The sequence below is a fragment of the Gracilimonas qinghaiensis genome (genome assembly GCF_046602855.1).
Classification (GTDB): Bacteria; Bacteroidota; Rhodothermia; order Balneolales; family Balneolaceae; genus Gracilimonas.
This window is the reverse complement of record NZ_JBKINJ010000002.1, coordinates 838,958-861,436: the sequence shown is the minus strand read 5'-3', so window position 1 is coordinate 861,436 and position 22,479 is coordinate 838,958. Positions and strand designations below refer to the sequence as shown.

The 22,479-nt window shown below is 42.3% G+C and carries 16 protein-coding genes, 1 pseudogene and 1 riboswitch; of the genes and pseudogenes, 7 read left to right on the top strand and 10 right to left on the bottom strand.

Going from position 1 to position 22,479, the window contains the following annotated elements; genetic code table 11:
- Positions 1-2: 2 nt before the first annotated feature.
- Positions 3-251, bottom strand: coding sequence for a hypothetical protein (locus ACKGJO_RS13705; RefSeq protein ID WP_411324009.1), 249 nt, complete (start codon positions 249-251; stop codon positions 3-5).
- Positions 252-452: 201 nt separating this feature from the next.
- Between ACKGJO_RS13705 and ACKGJO_RS13700 the strand changes: the two genes are divergently transcribed.
- Positions 453-2,297, top strand: a complete 1,845-nt coding sequence (locus ACKGJO_RS13700) for a cation:proton antiporter (protein WP_411324008.1) — start codon at positions 453-455, stop codon at positions 2,295-2,297.
- Between the two features lie 52 nt (positions 2,298-2,349).
- Here ACKGJO_RS13700 and ACKGJO_RS13695 read toward each other — a convergent pair whose 3' ends face one another.
- Both ACKGJO_RS13695 and ACKGJO_RS13690 read right to left on the bottom strand, forming a co-directional pair.
- On the bottom strand, positions 2,350-4,509 hold the full coding sequence (locus ACKGJO_RS13695) for a cation:proton antiporter domain-containing protein (RefSeq protein WP_411324007.1): 2,160 nt from the start codon (positions 4,507-4,509) through the stop codon (positions 2,350-2,352).
- An 82-nt stretch (positions 4,510-4,591) separates the two neighbouring features.
- Complete coding sequence (locus tag ACKGJO_RS13690; RefSeq protein ID WP_411324006.1) at positions 4,592-5,257, bottom strand: hydrolase; 666 nt, start codon at positions 5,255-5,257, stop codon at positions 4,592-4,594.
- A gap of 60 nt (positions 5,258-5,317) precedes the next feature.
- Positions 5,318-5,448: riboswitch (cyclic di-AMP (ydaO/yuaA leader) on the bottom strand.
- Positions 5,449-5,931: 483 nt separating this feature from the next.
- On the opposite strand from ACKGJO_RS13690, the gene lysA reads away from it, so the two are divergent.
- Entirely contained in the window at positions 5,932-7,089 is a 1,158-nt protein-coding gene (gene lysA, locus ACKGJO_RS13685; protein WP_411324005.1) for a diaminopimelate decarboxylase, read from the top strand.
- 410 nt (positions 7,090-7,499) lie between these two features.
- Here lysA and ACKGJO_RS13680 read toward each other — a convergent pair whose 3' ends face one another.
- Complete coding sequence (locus ACKGJO_RS13680) at positions 7,500-8,723, bottom strand: BaiN/RdsA family NAD(P)/FAD-dependent oxidoreductase (protein WP_411324004.1); 1,224 nt, start codon at positions 8,721-8,723, stop codon at positions 7,500-7,502.
- 802 nt (positions 8,724-9,525) lie between these two features.
- Here ACKGJO_RS13680 and ACKGJO_RS13675 point away from each other — a divergent pair.
- Positions 9,526-10,890 carry an aspartate kinase gene (locus ACKGJO_RS13675; protein WP_411324003.1) on the top strand — a complete coding sequence of 455 codons (1,365 nt, stop codon included), beginning with the start codon at positions 9,526-9,528 and terminating at the stop codon, positions 10,888-10,890.
- Here the strand turns inward: ACKGJO_RS13675 and ACKGJO_RS13670 are convergent.
- The 3 genes and pseudogenes from ACKGJO_RS13670 to ACKGJO_RS13660 form a co-directional block, all read right to left on the bottom strand.
- Complete coding sequence (locus ACKGJO_RS13670) at positions 10,879-11,973, bottom strand: CNNM domain-containing protein (RefSeq protein WP_411324002.1); 1,095 nt, start codon at positions 11,971-11,973, stop codon at positions 10,879-10,881. The genes ACKGJO_RS13675 and ACKGJO_RS13670 overlap by 12 nt on opposite strands.
- 223 nt (positions 11,974-12,196) lie before the next feature.
- Positions 12,197-12,352: pseudogene (locus ACKGJO_RS13665) on the bottom strand (four helix bundle protein); the annotation flags it as partial.
- 138 nt (positions 12,353-12,490) lie between these two features.
- The gene (locus ACKGJO_RS13660; RefSeq protein WP_411324001.1) at positions 12,491-13,507 is read right to left on the bottom strand and encodes an RluA family pseudouridine synthase; all 1,017 of its coding nucleotides are present in this window, start codon (positions 13,505-13,507) and stop codon (positions 12,491-12,493) included.
- Positions 13,508-13,614: 107 nt separating this feature from the next.
- On the opposite strand from ACKGJO_RS13660, the gene ACKGJO_RS13655 reads away from it, so the two are divergent.
- Together ACKGJO_RS13655 and recN are read left to right on the top strand one after the other, a co-directional pair.
- Positions 13,615-13,968: a four helix bundle protein gene (locus tag ACKGJO_RS13655; RefSeq protein ID WP_411324000.1), complete on the top strand. Its 354-nt coding sequence runs from the start codon at positions 13,615-13,617 to the stop codon at positions 13,966-13,968.
- Positions 13,969-13,994: 26 nt separating this feature from the next.
- Positions 13,995-15,701, top strand: a complete 1,707-nt coding sequence (gene recN / locus ACKGJO_RS13650; protein WP_411323999.1) for a DNA repair protein RecN — start codon at positions 13,995-13,997, stop codon at positions 15,699-15,701.
- An 11-nt stretch (positions 15,702-15,712) separates the two neighbouring features.
- Here recN and ACKGJO_RS13645 read toward each other — a convergent pair whose 3' ends face one another.
- Positions 15,713-18,559, bottom strand: a complete 2,847-nt coding sequence (locus ACKGJO_RS13645) for an FAD-binding and (Fe-S)-binding domain-containing protein (protein WP_411323998.1) — start codon at positions 18,557-18,559, stop codon at positions 15,713-15,715.
- Between the two features lies 1 nt (position 18,560).
- On the bottom strand, positions 18,561-19,769 hold the full coding sequence (gene lhgO, locus ACKGJO_RS13640; RefSeq protein ID WP_411323997.1) for an L-2-hydroxyglutarate oxidase: 1,209 nt from the start codon (positions 19,767-19,769) through the stop codon (positions 18,561-18,563).
- Between the two features lie 154 nt (positions 19,770-19,923).
- On the opposite strand from lhgO, the gene ACKGJO_RS13635 reads away from it, so the two are divergent.
- Both ACKGJO_RS13635 and ahcY read left to right on the top strand, forming a co-directional pair.
- Complete coding sequence (locus ACKGJO_RS13635; RefSeq protein ID WP_411323996.1) at positions 19,924-20,451, top strand: TlpA family protein disulfide reductase; 528 nt, start codon at positions 19,924-19,926, stop codon at positions 20,449-20,451.
- A gap of 5 nt (positions 20,452-20,456) precedes the next feature.
- Positions 20,457-21,770 carry an adenosylhomocysteinase gene (ahcY, locus tag ACKGJO_RS13630; protein WP_411323995.1) on the top strand — a complete coding sequence of 438 codons (1,314 nt, stop codon included), beginning with the start codon at positions 20,457-20,459 and terminating at the stop codon, positions 21,768-21,770.
- 102 nt (positions 21,771-21,872) lie between these two features.
- Here the strand turns inward: ahcY and ACKGJO_RS13625 are convergent, their stop codons facing one another.
- Complete coding sequence (locus tag ACKGJO_RS13625; protein WP_411323994.1) at positions 21,873-22,217, bottom strand: STAS domain-containing protein; 345 nt, start codon at positions 22,215-22,217, stop codon at positions 21,873-21,875.
- Positions 22,218-22,479 lie beyond the last annotated feature (262 nt).

The window sequence follows — 22,479 nt, the reverse complement described above, 5'->3', positions numbered from 1 at the left end:
ATTCAGTCAGATGATTCGGGTTTCTCAGAATTTAAATCTTCTGAAGAGTGAAAGGTCTTCCATAATCTCGCAATCATTCTGATACCGTAACCAATAACTATTAGACCGATCAGGCCTTGTAGTTTAATACTTAACACAGGATGCAGGTCAAAAGTCTCAATTATAGCGAATTCTAAAAGTGCAGAAAGCCCAATTATAGCAGTCAACCATATCAATTCTTTTAACAATATTTTGAATGCACTTTTATTCATTACATCATATTTCGTTTTGCACCAATAATAACACAACGGTAGTTAAAATCCATAAACTTCTGACCAAAACATCTATCATCAGTTGTTATCAGTGTAATTGAAGAACAGTTAATAACTTGTGATATACTTTGTTTATCTTCAGGCCTTGAAATTATACCTACATACAATTCGTCCTTTTATGTTACTTCCGGATTCCTCCCTATGACAGAAAGTATTTTAATTGGAATAACCAGTGTTATTTTTTTTGGAGTTGGTGCTCAGTGGGTCGGTTGGAAATTTAAACTTCCTGCCATACTTCTCTTACTGCTTTCCGGACTCCTGGCAGGCCCCATATTAGGCTTGGTGAAACCTGAGGAGTTAATGGGAAACTTGTTAACTCCTTTTATCAATGTTTCAGTCGCTATAATCTTATTCGAAGGCGGGCTAAGCCTTAAATTTTCTGAACTGAAAAATGTTGGCGGTGCCATAGGGAATCTGGTTAGCATCGGTGCTTTACTTACCTGGGTTTTGACTTCCGTAACAGCTTACTTGTTATTTGGATTTGGATGGGAACTGGCGGTTTTATTGGGTGCCATTCTAATTGTGACCGGCCCTACAGTTATTGTCCCCCTATTAAGACAGGTAAGGCCCTCTGGTCAGGTTGGATCCATATTAAAATGGGAAGGCATAGTTATTGATCCGATTGGAGCAATGATCGCCGTTTTAGTATACGAAGTTATTCTGACAAGTGGTTTTTCTGAGGCGACCAGCCTGGCTTTTATGAGTATTTTCAAGACCATTCTATTCGGTTCTGCACTTGGTCTGGCAGGGGCAGGTGTTTTATATGCCTTATTGAAAAAACACATGCTGCCTGATTTTCTTCAAAATCCGGTAAGCCTTATGATCGTAATTCTGATCTTTACAATTTCTGACATATTTCAGCATGAATCCGGACTTTGGGCTACCACTTTGATGGGCGTTGTGCTGGCAAATCAGAAATCAGCCAAGATCCATCACATTATAGAGTTCAAAGAAAACATCAGGCTCTTGCTTCTCTCAGCACTTTTCATATTACTTGCGGCAAGGATCGAACTCACAAACCTTTTGGGCAACCTGAACCTTAACATGCTGGCATTTCTTGCCATTTTGATCTTTTTGATTAGACCGGCAGCAGTCTACCTTTCAACCATCTTTTCACCACTAAACTGGAAGGAAAAACTGTTTCTATGCTGGATGGCTCCCCGAGGTGTTGTTGCTGCCTCAATTTCTTCAATATTTGCCATTTCTTTAGTGCAAAATGGCTTTCCCGAAGCAAATCAACTTATTTCAATTGTATTCATCACAATTATCAGTACCGTAGCTATTTATGGATTAACAGCACCGTGGGTAGCTAAGAAACTGGGTGTTGCAAAACCTGTACCAAATGGATTTCTCATCATAGGTGCGCATAAGTGGGCAATTGATATAGCTACCGAGATAAAAAAACATGGTGGCAAAATACTTATCGCAGATTCAAATTGGAAAAATATCAGCAATGCTAAATCACACGATCTTGACACCTATTATGGTAACGTTCTATCAGAGTTTGCTCTAGATCATCTTGATCTGGATGGAATTGGTAAGTTGATTTCTGTTACTCCAAATGACGAGGTAAATGCCCTTACTGCCATACGCTTCTCTGAGCTATTTGGGCGTTCAAGAGTGTATCAACTTTCGCCGAGCATGAAAAAGAAATCCGATGACAGCGAGGACGGAATCATACAAACCGGTCGCATTCTCTTCAAAAAAAATGCGACTTTTGAATTTATGACCCGACAATACGAACAAGGTAAAGTGGTTAAATCCACTCAACTTACTGAGGAGTTCACATTTCAGAACTTCAAAGAAACATATGGTGACGTAGCTATTCCTTTATTTGTCGTTTTAAATGATAATTCCATAAGGCCATTTACAACGGATAATCCACCGGTACCTCAACCAGGAAACATTTTGATATCACTTACTAAGCCTGATGTTGACACCAAACATAAACCTGAAAAAACCACGCTGGAAAAGCAGCAAGAATAATAAATTGCTTATATCTCAGAAGCTGATCTAACTTTGAGAATTATGGCGAGTATCAGGTATTAAATACAACCACAGCACATTTTGACTCCTCGAGCATATTCTCAACTCTAGGGCCAAGATATAATCGGTGAGATCCGGGACGGATGTTGGTACCCAGTATCATCAGGTCAATATCATTCCTGTCGATGAAATCGATGACTACTTCTTCTACTTCTTCACCTTGCCCTACTATACCTTCAGTTTTAACCTTGTAGGCTTCTCCTTTTTCTTTGAGTTTATCCACGATGTCTTCAGCTACCTCACGTTGACTAACTTGTTGTGAGTCAATACGGTAAGGACGATTTGAGCTTCGTTCATCTTCTAATACCTTCATTCCTATAACTTCACAGTGTTCGCTGTTTTTGGCGAGAGAAAATGCAAGTTCAGCCGCATTATTGGAAGCCTCAGTACCATTAGTGGGAACCAAAATACGTTTTGGGTTCCAGTCTTTGGGCTCCTGCTCAGGTTGTACGATCATAACCGGACAAGGTGCTACTCGAACCGTGTAATCCACAAATTCACTGAAAAGATGTTTACGACCCGGTTTCTTCTCGGTGGCACCGAGAACTAACAGATCATAATCTTTTCCAACTTCCTCAAGGATAGCCTTTTCAGGTTTTACATTCTGCACCACTTTTTTTGTAACATCAATTCCCTCAAATAGCTTACCCAATTCATCCAGATATCTTTCACATTCTTGTCGATCACCTTCCTGAGATACTGTCATAAGAGTAACTGAAAGATCATTTTGTTTACCAAGTCGCGCAAGTATCTGTGATTCAATTGACTGCGTGGTCATTTTGTCTGTAGTAAAATCTCTTTTACGAACAGGCAGCAAAATCCGGTGAATACCGGCAACCACACTTTCGGCTTCCATTTCTTCTTTTTTGAGTCGTTCTTCTTCCTCCTCTCCCATCTCTACTTTGCTAAGCACCCACTTAAGTGCAGATGGTGCCATCAGAGACGTAGCCATTGCCATCACCACTATAATGGAAAACATATCCTGAGACAAAATTCCCAACCGCAGACCAATAGTTGCAATAATGATCTCCATGGCTCCCCGGGCGTTCAATCCAGCTCCAAAACTAAGAGACGTCCAATGGTCCCTTCCTCCTATAAAACGCGCACCAAAATAGGTTCCAACAACCTTACCAAGCGTTGCGATCAGGATCACGATACCGGTTATGATCAGGAGTGTCGGTTCAAATAGGTTGACCACATTAACTTTTAAACCTGCAACCGCAAAAAAGATAGGGGCAAAAATTCCAAGGGCGATACTTTCTACTTTATGGTGCACCTCATCAGGCAATCGTGGCATCATGCCAAACAGGATACCCATTACAAATGCGCCAAGAACGGCCTCAAGATTCAACGCCTGTGTAATGGCTCCCCATAAAAAAGTTAGAACAACCACTAGAGTTAAAAGCCGATCTGTACTTTTTACCTGATCCTGTACATAATTCAGAAGTTTTTTGACCATCCACCGGCCCAAGGTAAAACTAACCAGCATAAATGCCAGTACACTACCTACGATTTGCAAAACCCCACCGGCAGTAACAGATTCACCACTTGCGATACCGGCTACAATAGAAAGCAGTATCCATCCAATGGTATCATCACTCATGCCGGCCGCAATAATTGTTTGACCGATATCCCGCCGCATCAAGTTTAGATCCATAAGAACCTTGGCAATTACAGGAATCGCTGAAATAGACATCGCTGTTGCCACAAATAATGAGAACACCAACCTTTCACTGGAATCAGCCAACAGGAAATCAGGCAAATTCTGACCCAAGATAAAACCCGTGGCGAAGGTCACTATAATACCACCGCCGGATACACCCATAGCTGTCTTTGCGTGCCGCTTGATCAGCCTGATATCAGTTTCAAGTCCTGTTATCAACAATAAGAACATAGCTCCAATAAGACTAACTACCTCCAATAGGTGCCCCTGTGTTACATTTTGAGGCACTATCCACTCACCGATTCCGGGAAAGAATCCCGCGATCAGGGAAGGACCTAAAATAATACCGGCAAGTATTTCACCCACCACCGAGGGTTGATTTAATCGCTGTGCGATCTCACCCATCAATCGTGCTACCAATAATAAAACCCCTACCTGTACAACCAATACTAAAACATCATGATGCGGCGCTGCGCTAAAAACGTCCATATGACAATACCTTTTAGTTTATTTCAAGTTAAAATAATCTTCTTTTTGAGACTAACATTCCATCCAAGAAGAAAATAAAATCTTATTGTGACCTTTGATCTCGATATTCATCAAAGAAAGATCGTAAAATTTCAGTAGCCGTTGGTGGATTGAATACAATGGCATTAGCCCCCGATCTTATGGTTTCACGGATCGTTGAATCATGCGGCCCTCCACTCGCCATGATCGGCATCTCCGGAACTAAGCTACTAATATAGCTGACTGTTTCCGCAGTGTATTCACCGGTAGCTACATTAAAAATATCAACTCCCGCCGAAGACAACTCCGGTATTGTCTCAGCATCAAACATCACTGTATATATGATCGGTCCATCGATCTCAGATCTTATATTACTGATGACTTCAGCCGGAGTGGGCTTCGAGATCACAACTGCTGCAGCCCCGGCATTAAAGGATTTTTTGGCAGCTTCAACTGTTTTCCTCTCATAAAGCAATCCACCACCAATATCACAAAATACAGGCCTGTTGCTAAAATCTACGATCACTTTATCCAGTTGGGCTGATTTCTCAAAAGGGTGTACCGCCATAATCGAATCTGCATTCAGGCTCTGAATGAATGAAAGGTCCGTTGTCAGTAATATAGACCGGATCAGGTTATCACCTACCTGCAGCCCACTGCTTTCTTCGATCGCTTCCGGGATATCGTAATTGCTTGCAGAAAGCAAAAAATCTTTCTGATCTAAACTCATGTGTTCTTGTCGGTATATAAAATTAAAGATGTGAAGACCGATCACACAGGAATAGCATGCTCAATCTTCTATCAATGCCTGCGAAGTTAGCTGACGGGCTCGAGCTGATAGATACTCTATTCTTTTCAGAAATTCGCCCCACTTTCGGGTCCTCCGCTCCCAATGAGATCGGGATTAGGCTGATCGTTTTTAATCACCAATAATAATACCGGCTTTTTTGTATTTCGTCAAACACAAAGTCATATTTTGCTTTGGAAAGATTTTGCCCCAAACTTCAGAGACCAAATAACATCATAAACAACCGGATGAAGGTTTTTACTTTTTGAGGTAACTTTCTTTTTTACCAGTATTTGGCACTTGCGGTGCCAGTCTTCAGTTTGGCTTTCTGCTTCGTCAGGAGCAACATATTGGTAAAACCTTTACTGTAAGAAGATATATAAATTTTTACCTGAACAGCCTTTTCAGGGAAATAGCTGATCAAAAATTGGGCTTTCTATCACTTAAAGTCTCAATCCTTTTCATAATCAAATGCAAAAACCCTCTTCATGTTTTTTCGACTATGCCGGTTACCAACACTAATTCCTACCATCAACAAATCCTATCAAACCAAGCGGTAAATTTAGTTATATTTATTTCTCCCTATAATCACTCATTCACTCTTAAATTAACCTTTGATGTTTCCATCGGAAGTCACTGACTTTTTTAGTGCACAGAAAACGCCCTTTTATTATTACGACCTCGATGTACTGAATGCCACATTGAAAGAGATCAAAAAACACGGTCTTTCCAAAGGGTACCATGTTCATTTTGCTCTTAAAGCCAATAATCAGCCTAAGATCTTAACATTGATCAAAAAAGCCGGACTTGGGGCTGATTGCGTAAGCGGAGGTGAAGTACAAAGAGCTATTGATATCGGATTTTCAGCTAATGAAATAGTCTTTGCAGGAGTAGGTAAAAGTAATGATGAGATCGAATTGGGATTGAAACATGATATCTTTTGCTTCAATTGTGAATCGCCACAAGAGCTGGAAGTGTTGAATGAACTTGCCGGCAAACAAGGGAAAACAGCCCGAATCGCGTTGCGGCTCAACCCAGATGTTGAAGCGGATACCCATCGGTATATTACTACCGGATTGAATGAGAATAAGTTTGGTATCAACGCTTCCGACCTGGATGAGGTATTGGATCGTATTCCTGAGTTAAAAAACCTGAAGCTGATCGGAATTCATTTTCATATCGGATCACAGATCGAAAATTTCACTCCCTTTGAGGTGCTTTGCGATCGTGCCAACATGCTCAATGATCACATCGAGAACAGAGGCTTCAAAATTTCTGTCATAAATGTTGGTGGTGGTTTTGGGATAAATTATGCTCATCCCAACGACAATTCAATTCCGGATTTTAAACGCTTTTTTGGATTATTTGAGGACAACATAAAACTCAAGGATCATCAGCAACTGCACTTCGAACTTGGGCGATCCGTGGTTGGCCAATGTGGTAGTCTGATCACACGCGTACTGTTTACCAAATACGGTGAATCTAAGAATTTCGCTATTGTAGATGCCGGTATGACGGAACTTATCCGGCCGGCTTTATATCAAGCGGCACACCGCATCGATGTCTTAACCAGTGCAAAGCGTAATAAAAATTATGATGTTGTCGGTCCGATCTGCGAAAGCTCCGATACCTTCCGGACTGATATTTCCATCCCTGAAGTTGAACGCGGAGACCTGATCGCCATTCGAAGCGCCGGAGCCTACGGTGAGGTTATGCGCAGTGCCTATAATCTGCGAGAGGCCAACGCCACAGTGTATTCGGATGAGATAGAGTGAATTTGCCACTAAATCATTAACATCCCTAAATAGAATACTGATACAGCTGAACTTGGGGTAGTCGCAAGTCAACAAATAACAAGGGGATTTTCCTTGTAATCTTTCAATCGGCCTTAGAAAAAGGAGCGTTAAGAGGTTGACGAAATGGAACGTTAAAAAATAAATCATACCGTATGGTATTTGACTTACCTGCAAGCCCGATGATGGAGCATTGATTTATTTTAGTAGAATGAAGTCAGCTTTAGCTCCTTTTTTCTAAGGCCGATAGTTTTTTTGTTCTTCTGTCGGTACAAAAGAACCAAGAGAGATCTTAGACCCTGAATTTATAATAATTCTGGAAGCCGGAGCTTCCTGGACAGCGTTACAAAGCCGTAACTTTTTAACGAGTACTCAAAATTTTAAATTTCGAATTACTTCAACATCCCGGCAATGTATCCTGTAGTCCAGGCGGCCTGAAAATTAAATCCACCAGTCACGCCATCTATATCCAAAACTTCTCCCGCAAAGTAGAGATCCGGTGATTTCCGGCTTTGCATGGTTTTCATGTCCACATCTTGTAGACTGATTCCCCCGCAGGTCACAAACTCTTCTTTGAAGGTGGTCTTTCCTTCTACCTGATACTCATCATTGGTGAGTAAATGCACCAAGCGGTTAATGTTTTTCTTGCCCATATTTTGCCAGATCATATTATCACTCAACTCCAGCTTATTGATGAGAAATTCCCATAATCGACCCGCCAAGCCAAACGGATTTACATTCGTGATCTTCTTTTTGCCATGCCCCTCTTCAACGGTTTTGAGGATATCCCGTACTTCTTGCTCGCTTCGTTCACCTGTCCAGTTCACCAGCACTTTGAAATTGTAATCCATCTCATTCAGTTCTCTTGCTCCAAATGCAGAAAGCTTCAAAATAGCCGGACCGCTCATTCCCCAATGCGTGATCAACAGCGGACCGCTACTTTGCAATTTCGTCCCCATGATCTTCACCGAAACCGGCTCTGCTACTACGCCCATCAACTCTTTGATCGATTCATTCGGCATATTGAAGGTATATAAGGAGGGCACCGGTTCTTCGATCTCATGATCCAGCTTTCGAAGCCAGTCAAAACCACTAGCCCGCGGACTTCCACCCGTTGCCACAATTACTTTGTCCACGACCATTCTTCCACCCCGATGGAATCCAAGTTCGTACCCTTCCTCCAGTCGCTTCAGAATTTTGATATTGGACTTGGTTTTGATTCCGACCCCAAGCTTTCGTGTTTCCTGCATCAGGCAATGAATGATGGTCTCGGAATCATCCGTGGTCGGAAACATGCGTCCGTCTGACTCGGTCTTCAGTTCTACTCCTCGCTGCTGAAACCACTCAATGGTATCGGTTGGAGAAAACATCCCGAAAGCTTTCTTCAGCGGCCGCTCACCCCGGGGATAGTGCTTTACCAATTCCCGAATATCAAAACAATGATGAGTTACATTACATCGTCCGCCACCGGATATTCGAACTTTTGACAGCAATTTATCCGATTTCTCATAAATGGTAACTTTAGCTTCGGGGTGATTGGTTTTGGCAGAAATGGCTGCAAAAAAACCGGCTGCTCCACCGCCAATAACAGCTACTTGTAAGGGTTTATCATTCATCTTTTAAAGATACCGTTTCTTTTGGTGAGTCACGAAATAGAATACCGATAAAGCGGATTGTTCGGATAATCCCAGAAATTATAGAGTATTTTTCTGTACAGTATTGAACTCTATGCCCAATTTTTGATTGACATCATTTCTTAAAAAAATCCGGGGCAAAAATTTTCCACTTTGGTTCTTTTTACCCCCAGGTTGCGCCCGGCAAATATGGCAACCCTATCTTCAACTTCCCGGCAGGACTTATCCGGGGCTACTAATATATGACTCCGCTGAGCTCGAATAGCTCAGAAATCTGCTTATTCGAACAATTCATGATTCAGCCTAATCTGCGGTTCAAACAATTAGATTCCTGCCTTCGCAGGAATGACTTTATTATACTTCCTTTTTCAATAATTCCATCGGCCTTAGAAAAAAGAGCGTTAAGAAGATGACGCAATGCAACGTTTAAAAAGAAATCATATCGCTGAACAACTACGAAGCCATCTATATACGTCAAGGAGCATTGATTTCTTTTAGCGGAATGGAGTCAGCTTTAGCTCTTTTTTCGCAGCCAGGAGCTTTTGGTTCTTTTGTCGGAACAAAAGAACAAGAAAGGTGAATACGGAATATCAATCATTTAAATGCACAGGAAGCCGGAGCTTCCCGGACTGCATTACAAAGCTGGAACTTCGTAACGAGTATTAATTTATATTTCGTGCTTTAGAGATTTCGTGGCAAAATCCCGGAAACTTTATTCCGAATTCAACATGGAATAGGTTTAGATTCCCCTTATTTTCCCACTTCATTTTCAAGACGACTATATATGCAGATCAACGTACTTAAATTCGGCGGCACCTCCATGGCCGATCACAAAACATGGAAAAAGGTCTTAGACATCATCAAGGAATATGAATGGCCTGTGGTTATCGTCTCCGCCACGGCAAGAACAACCCGCCAGCTGGTTGAAGCCGCACATTTAGCTGCCTCAGGTAAACTTGATGAGGCCATTGAGATCTCAGGATCCATTCAAAAACGTCATCAGGGTATCGTTGAAAACTTTCTCGAGGAGAATCCCCATCCAAAAAATTTATTGATCAAAGACAGTTGCATTAAAAATATGGATGCCAAGATCGGCAAGCTCAATAAATTACTGAGTTACACTGCCCGTCAGGAAAAGCTATCTCCACAAATGAAAGATGCCATTGCAGCGACGGGGGAGCAAATTTCCTCTTATCTGCTTGCACAATGCGGACTGGCTCTGGACATGATGACCCAGCATATTGAAGCACGAAAATTAATAAAGACCGATAATGAATACGGCAAGGCCAATCCAAATAAAATGCTCATCAATCAGCATTGTGGCTCACTGGAAACCGTACTCGAAAATGGTTTCACACCTATCATCGGTGGCTTCTATGGGGAAGCCCCTGACAAAACTATCACCACCCTTGGATTTGAAGGATCCGATTACTCTGCTAGTCTGATCGGTGGAGCTGTTGGGGCTGAAACCATTGAGATATGGACAGATGTTAGCGGGGTCTATACCGGTGATCCACGGTTCATCCCTGAAGCCAAGCCCCTTTCTGAGATCAGTTACTTTGATGCAACCGAAATGGCTTATTTTGGAGCAAAAGTTTTGCATCCCTCAACATTGAAACCGGCACAGGAGCGAAATATTCCGGTATATGTTAAAAACATGTTCAATCCTGAAGATCCCGGTACCCGGATCGTGAGGGAAGCGGATCATGATCTGCCCATTTTAGCTATGTCTTTTAAACAGAATATATCTCTTCTTACCGTAAGTGCATACGAAACACTGATGGGGTTTTCTTTTCTACCCCAGGTATTCAGTGTTCTTGAAAAATATCGCTTACCCGTTGATGCGGTTAACACCACGGAAGCTTCCGTGACTATTGCCATATCTGACGATAATATTCTGGGTCAGCTTTCAAAAGAGTTTATTGAGATAGGGTCCGTAAATATTGAAAAGAACAAAGGTCTCTTAACCTTGATCGGTTGTTCGGTGCAATCTGCAGACAACTTCCGAGATCTTCTTTTAGCCCCATTATCGAATCTGAAAATAGATATGCTATCATACACCAAGGAGAAACGCATATTCAATCTTGTAACGGACAACGAAGAGTTACTGCCTGCTGCCCAAAAAGTACACCGGGCTTTATTCAGCTGATTTTTTCTGATCCGGGGCACTGACTTCTTTTAGCTTGTCAGGTATAACAATACCCAATCGCTTGGCCCGCTCTCTCCACTTTTGACGGGCCAGCTTCTGCATGTCTTCGATAGCATCAATTTCATCTACGATCTCCATTCCGAACAGAGTTTCCACCACATCTTCCATAGTAACAACACCTGAAAATCCTCCATATTCATCAACAACAACTGCAATATGCTCTTGCTTTTCCAGTAGCCTTTCGAAAAGAGTTTTCAGGGAAATGGTCTCAGGCAGTATCAATACTTCTCGCTTGATGTCCTTCAAGGCCTTTTCTCCATTTCCTTCTGAAAGATTATAGTACAGATCATTCTTCAAAATATATCCGGTGATATCCTCTTCATTATCTCCATATACCGGCATTCTGGAAACCCTTAACTCTTCTTTATGCTGAAGGATCTCTTGAATGGTCTGGTCTTCCTGAAATTTCACGACCACAATACGTGGAGTCATAATATCCTGTACCCTTAATGAGCGAAACCTTATCAGGTTTTTAAAGATATTGGATTCACCCTCCTCAAAAATACCTTCCTCAAAACCCAGTTCCGCCATGGCACTGAATTCTTCGCGGCTTACTGTAGGCTGATTTTTTTCACTCGAAAGCCATCGGGTGATCCACTGAGAAAGTAGAACCAACGGATAGGTAACATAGATCAACACTTTAGTAGCGCGTGCAGCAAAACCGGATAATGCTTTCCAGTAATTTGCGCCCAGAGTTTTTGGGATGATCTCTGAAAAGATCAGTATGGCTAATGTTAATAGAGCTGATGTTATACTCACGTAGGCATTCCCAAATACAACCTGTGCCTGAGCACCAACCCCTGCTGCTCCAACGGTGTGGGCGATCGTATTTAGAGTCAGGATCGCAGATAACGGCCGATCAATGTCTTTCTTCAGCTCTTTAAGAAGCTGACCGGTCTTAGGGTCATTCTTCTCTGTCACCGCCACAAAAGATGGTGATATTGAAAGCAGAACGGCTTCTAAAATGGAGCACAAAAATGAGACTCCAATGGCAAGCACTAAATAAAATGTCAGTAATCCCATGGGTTAAATGTAACGGAAATTAGAGTTTAAATTGTGAAAATATGGTTAAATAATAGAGAATTCAGAAGTCAGGAATCTGAATTCAGAATGGTTTTGTATCAGCCTTTGAGCAAGCAATTCACTTCTTCCAGTTAATTATTTAAGTGACCTGAATTTCCATGGTTCAGATCTTTTGCAAGGAAGACAAAATATCTGCATTCTTACCAAGAACCGTGCAAAATATTTAAAAACGCATCGTATCTATTCTTCCGCATTTCTCGAATCCTTCAGCAGTATTAGCAGGAATAGAAACAGTGATTCTCAGAAATTGAGAATTTAACCAATAAAGTTCATGCTTCGGAAAATTTTGAGTGTATTGATATGTTTTTAGTGCCAATTGATGAGTCTTCTGTCACGCAATTAAGTCTTGAAAATTTCTTGCCGTTTTTCTCATTTTTCTAACTGTTTTAGATTCTGATTTCTTTAAATAGTTAGAGTAACGAAGCCTGCGAACCTTACAAAAAACTTTCAAGTCTCCTCAATATTCTGCCTTACAATTCTCTCTTAACATGGTCAGTACATGCTGAAAATCATCCGGTAGTTCAGAATCGAATCTCACCATTTCTCCTGTAGCCGGATGTTCAAATCCCAGCGTTTTGGCATGAAGAGCCTGCCGACCCAGCCCTGTGATAAGATTATGGAACATGGATTTCCTTGAACCCGTGTTCGGCCCATAGCGAACAGACGTACCACCATAGGTAGGGTCTCCAAATACATGATTTCCTTTATGGGCGAAGTGAACCCGGATCTGATGCGTTCGCCCGGTTTCCAGCTTGACCTCCACCAGGCTCAGATAATCAAAATACTCCAGCACTTTGTAGTGTGTCACTGCAGATTTACCCTGACCCTCAGGTTTGACGGTCATGAGTTTTCGATCTTTTTTAGAACGACCAATATCTCCTTCAATGGTTCCTTCAGGGTCCGGGGTTCCCCAAACAATAGCCCAATAAGTTCTTTCAACGTCCTTTTCCTGAAATAGCCCACTCAGTTTAGCCAGTGTCTCGTCACTTTTAGCTACAACAAGCAATCCACTCGTATCTTTATCCAGTCGATGCACAATACCCGGACGCAGGTTTTCGTCTTCATCCTCCCCTGCCAGTTCATCCACATGATACATCAAGCCATTTACCATTGTGCCACTCCAATTTCCATATGCCGGATGAACCACCATTCCGGCCTCTTTATTGACTATGATGATGTCATCATCTTCATAAACAATATTCAGGTCTAAATTTTCAGGTTTGGCTTCCGGCGGTGGAGGCTGAGGAAGCTCGATGTAGATCTCATCATCCGGCTGCATGATGTAGGATGATTTTTCCTTTTTCCCATTCACGGTTACATAACCGTTCTTGATAGCTTTTTGCACTTTACTTCTAGATGCATTTTCCACAAACGAGGTGATATAGACATCCAATCGGATATCCGAATTCTGCCCTTCGGGTACGGTATGATCGTAAATCGTAGACTGTCTGTCTTTTCCGGCTTTCTTTTTCATACCCACAAGGTACGCACTTTCAACTTTTTTGTAAGGAATTAGTTTTTTACCGCTCTTACTATTGTAATTATGAGTATGGGATTTTGAATTTTAAATCAAAAAGAGCCATGAAAAAGAAAAATATCATACAATCTAAAAGTTTTGATTTTGCTTTAGCTATCATTACGCTTTACAAAAACCTTATTGAAAAGAAAGAGTTCGTAATATCAAAGCAATTACTAAGAAGCGGAACAAGTATTGGGGCGAACATTGAAGAATCTCTTGCAGGATTTTCGAAGAAAGATTTTCTTTACAAAATGTCTATATCTTCAAAAGAAGCTAGAGAAACCCGCTATTGGTTACGGCTTTTAAAACATAGTGAACTAACTAGTATTGATTTGGATTCATATTTACGTGACATTGATCAAATTATTAATATCCTGACCTCGATCGTCAAAACCACTCAGGAAAGAAATTCATAATTCAACATCCATAATTCCCAATTTCCATGATAAAATCACTATATATAAAAGATTTTGCCCTGATAGATGAACTTGAAGTGGGTTTCGAGGAAGGATTGAATATCCTGACCGGGCAGACGGGCGCCGGGAAGTCTATCATTATTGGGGCACTGAATATGATCTTGGGTGAACGTGCCGATACAGAAGTAATTCGAAGAGGAGCTGATAAAGCTATCACAGAAGCAACCATCAAAGTTGACAATAATGAAGAGCTCAGATCGCTTCTGGAAGAGAATGAAGTCGAATTCAGTGAATATTTGATCTTGCGCCGAGAGATCCGAAATACAGGCAGTCGGGCCTTTATAAACGATACCCCGGTTAATATCAGTGTGCTTAAATCAGCGGGTGATCTTCTTGTAGATCTGCATGGACAACACGATCATCAACTGCTATTAAAGGAAGAAAATCACCTGGGTGTGATAGATGGTTTTGGGGAAGTGGAGCCGATATTGAAAGGGTATCAGGCTGAATACAAAAAAATAACAGAGCTGCAAAAGGAACTACGGGCCTTAAAGAAAAGAGAACACGAGCTGCAGGAGAAAACCGAACTTTATCGCTTTCAGGTGCAGGAACTACAGGAGGCGCAGCTTGACAAAATTGATCTTGAACAACTTGAGTCTGAGATGAATCTCCTGGATAATGCTGAAGTTCTTGACCAAAAAGCAGCGGCATTATCTGAAATGGCTGAATCGGATGATGGAAATATTATTCAGTTGTTAAACTTCCTGAAATTAAATCTCGAAGATCTGGCGCGAATCGAGCCGGAATTCAATAATTATCTGGAGGAGATAAACGCCGCACGAGTGAGCGTAAACGAAGCTATTGCATTTGCCGAACGATACCGAAACAGCATTGAATTCAATCCAAATCGGCTTGAAGAACTACGTCAGCGACAGTCTGAGCTTAACCGGCTTCAGAAGAAGTATCAGCGCAATTTGCCTGAACTGGTCAAATACCTGCACGAAATTCAACGCGAATTATCACTAGCCGACAATTTTGATCTTGAGATCGATAAGATCGAGCAAGCCATTCAGAAACAATCTGAAATTCTGAAAGATCATGCTATCAATCTTCATGATACGCGTAAAAAGATCGGAGAAAAGCTGGCGGTTCAGATACAGACAGAACTCAGCAAAGTTGGTATTCCACACTCCAAACTTGATGTACGCGTTGACTGGCTGTTATCTGACAACGGCTTGATCGAAATAGAGGGCAAAACTATCGATTGTACCGAAACAGGTTGCGATGACGTCCGCATGTTCATATCCACCAACAAAGGCGAAGAACCGAAACCACTTGCCAAAATTGCTTCCGGCGGTGAGATCAGCCGTGTGATGCTGGCGCTGAAATCCATTCTCGCCAAAGAGCAAAGCCTTCCGGTTATGATCTTTGATGAGATCGATACAGGTATCAGTGGGGAGATCTCTGAGAAAGTCGGAGCTTCCATGAGGAAACTATCGGAACATTGTCAGATAGTGGCCATCACACACCAGCCACAGATCGCTAGTCAGGCCCATAGACACTATAAGGTGGCCAAAGTAGAAGAAGGAGAGCGAACAGTAACCCGAATCATTCCACTTTCAGATGAAGAACACATTCACGAGATAGCCAGCCTGATGAGCGGTTCACAGATCACCGATTCTGCCCTAACCAGTGCCCGTGAATTGATCGAGAAGAATACATTTAAAAATTAAATATTTTTCATTTATAAAATCGCCCGGGCAATCAACGACGCCGGATGAACTGCTTCCCTATCCATGCCATCTTTGACCTGATGTCGGCATGAGAATCCTGGGGCACAAATCTCATCCTCCTGATTTTTGCGCAGCGCCGGAAACAGAACCAGCTCTCCTATATCCTGAGAGACTTCATAATGATCTTTTTCGTACCCAAAACTTCCCGCCATTCCGCAGCAACCTGTTTCAAGGACCTGCACTTGGTACCCGGCCGATTCCAGTGCCTCTACCGTCGGTTCATTCCCAACCAACGCCTTGGCATGGCAATGACCATGCAGCATGACCTTTTGAGTCGTGTTAGATCGTGGAAGGCTGTTTTTATTTTGTGCTATAAATTCCTCAAAAGTATAAGATAGCTCTGCAAGTTTATTCGCGAGCGGTAATCGGTCTTCTTCACATAACTCAAGGAATTCATCCCGTAGGGTAAGTATCTCTGAAGGTTCGATCCCTATCACAGGTATACCTTTTTCAACATATTCCCCAAATTCTGACAGCACATCTAAGGCTATAGCTTTTGCCTCTACGAGAAATCCTTTTGAAAGTTGTGGTCGACCGGTTTCCATGGCTTTCGGAATGATCACCTCGTACCCCATTTTTTCAAGTACCTGTACGGCATCCATACCGATATGTGGATCATTATAGTTCGTGAACAGGTCTACAAAAAGCACCACTTTTTTATCAGAATTTATTGCTCCATGTTTCTGATGTTTTTTGAACAAAGAATGAAATGATCTGGGGGCAAACTCAGGCAGGTCCCTGCGGGAATCGATGCCAAACACAGTCTCAAAAATCCATTTTCCCGGAGTCGAACTTGTAAAAAAGTTGGACAGTGCTGGAGTCATTGAAGCCAATGGAAATAGTTTTCCGGCATTTGCAAAGAACTGCTCCTTGAGCTGTGGTCCATTTTCCTTGTGCCAGCCATTTATGAACTCAGCTTTCATTTTACCCATGTCTACATTGGCCGGACACTCGCTTTTACAAGCCTTACAACTCAGGCAAAGATCCAGTGCTTCACGCAGTTCTTCAGATGCATAGCCATGTGGATCTTCACCGGAAAATACCTGCCTGAATACATTCGCCCTGCCACGGGTTGAGTCCTTCTCATCCTTGGTAGCCATATAAGAAGGACACATAGTCCCGCCACTTTCGGCAAGCTTGCGACAAACCCCTGCTCCGTTACACAGCTCCATGGCACTCCCAAAATCCCCTTCTTTGCGCCATGAAAATACCGTTTCAGGTTCCGGTTTTTTATAGGAAGGTGAAAACCTAAGATCCTTATCAATAGGCTTAGGATCCACGATCTTGCCAGGATTAAAAATATACTCCGGATCCCAGATCTCTTTAACCTGCTTCAGTACCGGCAGCATTTCATCACCTAATATCTTCCTGATATAAGGCGCTCGAACACGACCATCACCATGCTCACCTGAAAGCGAGCCATTGTATTTTTTCACAAGATCCGCAATTTCCTCTGCCATGATCTTCATGGTCTGAAGGCCGGCTTCAGTGTTAATATCAATTTGAGGTCGCAGGTGTAACTCACCCACCGAAGCATGTGCATAGAACACACAGTTGGTGTCATGTTTATCCAAAATGGCCCGAAACTCCTTTACGTATTCAGGCAGGTCCTGAACCCGAACGGCTGTATCTTCACAGAATGAAGGTGACCTTCCATCCTTACCCAAGCCCATCAAAAGCCCAAGACCGGCTTTTCTAAGATTCCAGACGCGATTCATGTTATCAGGTTCCGAAATAACCGGATATGAATAACCCAGACCTTTTTTACTGAGTACTGTAGCCATTTCCGCTGCCTGCTGTTTCAGTACTTCCGGATCGTCTCCCTCAAATTGTGTGATCAATATATATCGGGGCTCACCATCCAGAAAAAAACGATTCTTTCGCTGTTCAATATTACCCTTGGTCGCATCCATAATAATGTGGTCGACCAACTCCACTGCCGCCGGTTCAAAATTCACGATCTCCACAGCGGCTCTCATGGTTTCCTCAAGCGAATTGAACTGAGGGACCACGATCAGCTGATGCTTGTCTTTAGAGACAAGATCCAATTTCGCTGAAGCCGTTAGTGCCAGAGTTCCCTCGCTTCCACATAACAATTCACAAAGATTGAACTTCCTGCCCTTTGGGTTGAGTGGCTGCATCTCCAGTAATTTATCAAGAGCGTACCCGGTATTTCTTCGGATGATATCCTTATGAGGATAACTTGTACCGATCAGTTCTCGATTCTGCTCCAAAAGCAGCAACGTCGAGCGGTAGATATGTCCTTCCAGGTTTTGTTGACGCTTCTTGGCTTCTAACTCTTTTGATGTAAGAGGCTTGAAAACAGCCGTAGATCCATCACTTAAAACAGCCTCGATCTCAAGAGTATGCTCCCGTGTGGTTTTATACTTAATGGAAAAGGAGCCGGATGAATTATTACCGATCATTCCACCGATCATGCAGCGATTGGTTGTAGCGGTATCAGGACCAAATAGCAGCTGATGTTTGCCGGCTTCACGATTCAGAGTGTCACGGATCACTCCCGGCTGAACATGTGCTGTTTTTGTTTTAGGATCCAGTTCCAGGATATCCGTCATATAACGGGATACATCCATGATCACGCCCCCGCCGGTCGTTTGTCCCGCAAGGCTGGTACCCGCACTTCTGGCAGTTATGCTGAATTTCTCGATCTTGGCTTTTTTTACGAGAGTCTGAATGTCTTCCAGTTTTTCCGGAAAGGAAACGCCCTGTGGAACTTCCTGATATAGGGAGGCGTCTTGTGCGTAAAGTTTTCGGGTAAGGGAGTCCTGGTGTATCATACTACACCTTATATTTAAAATTTTCTTCCACTTTCCTAGCTATCTCATCACCAATGGCTAATCCTGCGGTTGCAGCAGGGCTGGGTGCATTTAGCACGTGGATCTGGCGATTGGCTACTTCAAAATAAAAGTCGTCAAGGATCTCTCCGTTACGCTGTAGTGCCATGGCCCTGATACCGGATGGTGAGACCTCAAGATGTTCCTTTCGCACTTCAGGAATCAACTTTTGTAATCCTTTCACAAAGGCTTTTTTGGAAAGTGAGCGCCGATACTCATCAAGTCCCATACGCCAATGTTCCTTTGCCATTTTCCAGAAACCCGGAAAATTCAGGGTTTCAATGGTATCCCTCAGATCAAAGGAAAGCTTGTTATACCCTTCCCTTTTAAAGGCAAAGACCGCATTGGGTCCGCACTCAATACCCCCCAAAGCCATACGTGTAAAATGAACGCCAAGAAATGGAAACTCGGGGTTAGGAAGTGGATAGATCAGGTCATTGACCAAATATTCAGCTTCCGGTTTCAATTCATAATACTCACCTTTAAAAGGCACGATCTGAACCGGAGATCTCACCCCGGCATTTTTAGCCACGTGATCAGAATATAATCCGGCACAGTTGATCAGATAGGAGGATGAAATTTCTTCCTTTCCAGCTTCTATGATCACCTCATCACCTAAATGACGGATCTTTGTGACCTTACTGTTGAAACGCACCTCGCCATTGCCTTTTTCAAGCAGCTTCTGCAAGACCCTGCAAACTCCGGCATAATCCACGATTCCGGAACAAGGTACATGGATCGCAGCAACGCCTTTGACATGCGGCTCTAACTCCTTTAATCTGTCAGCGTCAATAAGTTCAATGCCTTCTATATCGTTTTCAAGTCCCCGTGCATAGATCTCTTTGAGCTTGGGTACTTCCGGATCGGCAGTAGCAACGATCACTTTACCGCAAACATCGATCGCTACATCATGCTTATTGCAAAATTCCACCAGCTGATGCCTGCCATCCACACAGTTTTTAGCCTTATAGCTTCCGGGCTTGTAATAGATACCTGAATGAATAACACCCGAGTTCTTACCGGTCTGATGAGCCGCAACCCTGCCTTCTTTTTCAAGAACAAGGATCTTCGATTCAGGATATTTGAGTGAGAGTTTATATGCCGTTGAGAGACCGACTATGCCGGCCCCTACAATTGTAAAATCGTACTTCATATCACCAAAGATATGATTATTAAATCAAAAATTGATCCTTCATTATCCATTTCTCTGAATCTGTCTCTTTACGGTTTTTGTTCTTAATTCACGAAACTAAACCTTATCTTTATTTGGTTATAAACCCAACAAAGCTATTCAATAAACAATTTTTATGAAAAAACTTTCATTATCCATCTTCGGATTGATCCTGATCGGATTAATAGGTGCGTGTGATGCACGTAAAAATCCCAGGGATCTGAGCCAGCAGGATACTAACATTGATGAAGTGATCTGGAATGCCACATTTTATGATCTTGAGGGAAATGAGGTTTCCATTCAGGATTATTCCGGTAAGGTCATCATGGTTGATTTCTGGGAAACCTGGTGTAGCCCATGTTTGCAGGTATTCCCGGCTATGGATTCCCTTCAACGAGAATACAGCGATGACTTTGTGATGCTTGCTGTAAACCTCAATAATTCTGACTCTGAAGAGGACGTTGTTAATTTTAAAAATAACAACGATTACAACTTCAAATATGTATTGGATAAAAATAGTGTAGGAGCAGAGGTTATCACACTTGGTATCCCTTTTAAAGTATTTTTTGATCCTGAAGGATATTTGATCAAATCAGAATTGGGATTATCCGGGAATGATTATAACGACGCAAAAGAAATTATAGAACAACACAAAACATCATAATTAACATGCCAAAAGTAAAAGAAGAGAAACTACCATACAAAGTAAAAGATATTTCACAGGCGCACTATGGGCGTCAGGAAATAGAACTTGCTGAAGCAGAAATGCCCGGTTTGATGGCGCTGCGTGAGGAATACGCAGATGAACAACCATTAAAAGGCGCACGAATCGCCGGTTGCCTTCATATGACCATTCAAACAGCCGTCTTGATCGAAACACTGATAGAACTGGGAGCGGACGTAACCTGGTCGTCCTGTAATATTTATTCCACTCAGGATCATGCGGCCGCTGCCATGGCTGAAGCCGGTGTTCCTGTGTATGCTTGGAAAGGCATGACTGAAGAAGAATTTAACTGGGCCATTGAGCAAACTCTGATCTTCCCTGATGGACAACCATTGAATATGATCCTGGATGATGGCGGTGACCTAACCAACATGGTGCTTGATGATTATCCGGAATTGGTTGATGGCATCAACGGAATTTCTGAAGAAACTACGACCGGTGTTCTTCGCCTGATCGAAAGAGAACGAAAGGGTACTTTAACCCTCCCTGCCATTAACGTTAATGATTCCGTAACCAAGTCCAAATTTGACAACAAATACGGATGCAAGGAATCTGCAGCTGACGCTATCCGTCGTGCCACCGATGTAATGATGGCCGGTAAAGTAGCCGTTGTGGGTGGTTACGGTGATGTAGGTAAAGGAACGGCAGCTTCACTTAAAGGCGCCGGCGCACGGGTGATCGTAACTGAGATCGATCCGATCTGTGCTCTTCAGGCTGCTATGGACGGCTTTGAAGTCAAAAAAATGGATGATGCCGCTGAAGAAGGTGATATTTTTGTAACCGCAACCGGTAACAAAGACATCATCACAGACCGCCACTTCAAGAAGATGAAGGACAAAGCTATCGTTGGAAATATTGGTCACTTTGACAATGAGATCGACGTGGCATGGCTTAAGAAAAATTCCAAAGAAGAAAATATCAAACCACAGGTTGATATCTTTACGCTGAATGACAGTGGTAAACAATTGGTACTACTATCACAGGGAAGGTTGATGAACCTTGGTAATGCAACCGGACATCCATCGTTTGTGATGAGTAACAGTTTCACAAATCAAACGCTGGCACAAATCGCACTTTGGAATCGACCTGAAGAATTCGAACCCGGTGTTCACGTACTGCCAAAATCACTGGATGAGAAAGTAGCCCGGCTGCACTTATCCAAGATCGGTGTAGAACTGGAAACACTGACCGAAGATCAGGCTGAATATATTGGCGTACCGATAACCGGTCCATACAAATCTGATCAGTACCGTTATTAAGAATCAGATGTAGAAAACAATTCAGGAAATTTATCTGAATTGTTTGGTTCAAAAAATGCAGATCCTGCAGTGATAATTTGTTGCAGGATCTTTTTATATCTACTATTTATTATCAAAATGAGCAATTGCATCATCAAGTGTACGATAATGATCGAATACTTTGATCAGCTGTGTTACCATGAGTAAACTTTCGACCTTCTTATCTGCCTGGCATATAACAAGCTCACCGCCGGCATTCTTCATAGTGGTAAGGCCACCAATTAGAATACCAAGGCCGGACGAATTCATAAACTTCACTTTGCCCAGGTCTACAACAACTTCCTTTTTCCCTTCCTCAATGAGTTTATGGAGTTCATCCCGAAAGATCTCAGCATCAGGTCCTCCCATTACATTACCTTTCAGTTCTATAACGACACAATTATACTTTTCCGAAACATTGTAATTCATACTATTCCTATATGATTTAATTGAATGACAACAAATTAAAAACCTTAATTATAATTTACCTAAACCTTTTGCTTCGCATATAATAATACAAAAAAACTATTAGTTAATGCATGAAAATAGATCGTGTGACGAATATTGGCGCTGTGGAGAGCAGTCTTTCTATTCAACAAAATAGAGCTTTTGTTCTCTAAGCTTTGCAAGAACATCTTTTATTGAAACGTAAGCCAGTTGTAGTTGATAAGATGGGGAAACAACTAAACGA

Excerpts from the sequence above, each read along its gene's own strand:
- ACKGJO_RS13705 (WP_411324009.1), bottom strand. The coding sequence starts at position 251 with ATGAATAAAAGTGCATTCAAAATATTGTTAAAAGAATTGATATGGTTG.
- ACKGJO_RS13700 (WP_411324008.1), top strand. The coding sequence starts at position 453 with ATGACAGAAAGTATTTTAATTGGAATAACCAGTGTTATTTTTTTTGGA.
- ACKGJO_RS13695 (WP_411324007.1), bottom strand. The coding sequence starts at position 4,509 with ATGGACGTTTTTAGCGCAGCGCCGCATCATGATGTTTTAGTATTGGTT.
- ACKGJO_RS13690 (WP_411324006.1), bottom strand. The coding sequence starts at position 5,257 with ATGAGTTTAGATCAGAAAGATTTTTTGCTTTCTGCAAGCAATTACGAT.
- lysA (WP_411324005.1), top strand. The coding sequence starts at position 5,932 with ATGTTTCCATCGGAAGTCACTGACTTTTTTAGTGCACAGAAAACGCCC.
- ACKGJO_RS13680 (WP_411324004.1), bottom strand. The coding sequence starts at position 8,723 with ATGAATGATAAACCCTTACAAGTAGCTGTTATTGGCGGTGGAGCAGCC.
- ACKGJO_RS13675 (WP_411324003.1), top strand. The coding sequence starts at position 9,526 with ATGCAGATCAACGTACTTAAATTCGGCGGCACCTCCATGGCCGATCAC.
- ACKGJO_RS13670 (WP_411324002.1), bottom strand. The coding sequence starts at position 11,973 with ATGGGATTACTGACATTTTATTTAGTGCTTGCCATTGGAGTCTCATTT.
- ACKGJO_RS13660 (WP_411324001.1), bottom strand. The coding sequence starts at position 13,507 with ATGAAAAAGAAAGCCGGAAAAGACAGACAGTCTACGATTTACGATCAT.
- ACKGJO_RS13655 (WP_411324000.1), top strand. The coding sequence starts at position 13,615 with ATGAAAAAGAAAAATATCATACAATCTAAAAGTTTTGATTTTGCTTTA.
- recN (WP_411323999.1), top strand. The coding sequence starts at position 13,995 with ATGATAAAATCACTATATATAAAAGATTTTGCCCTGATAGATGAACTT.
- ACKGJO_RS13645 (WP_411323998.1), bottom strand. The coding sequence starts at position 18,559 with ATGATACACCAGGACTCCCTTACCCGAAAACTTTACGCACAAGACGCC.
- lhgO (WP_411323997.1), bottom strand. The coding sequence starts at position 19,769 with ATGAAGTACGATTTTACAATTGTAGGGGCCGGCATAGTCGGTCTCTCA.
- ACKGJO_RS13635 (WP_411323996.1), top strand. The coding sequence starts at position 19,924 with ATGAAAAAACTTTCATTATCCATCTTCGGATTGATCCTGATCGGATTA.
- ahcY (WP_411323995.1), top strand. The coding sequence starts at position 20,457 with ATGCCAAAAGTAAAAGAAGAGAAACTACCATACAAAGTAAAAGATATT.
- ACKGJO_RS13625 (WP_411323994.1), bottom strand. The coding sequence starts at position 22,217 with ATGAATTACAATGTTTCGGAAAAGTATAATTGTGTCGTTATAGAACTG.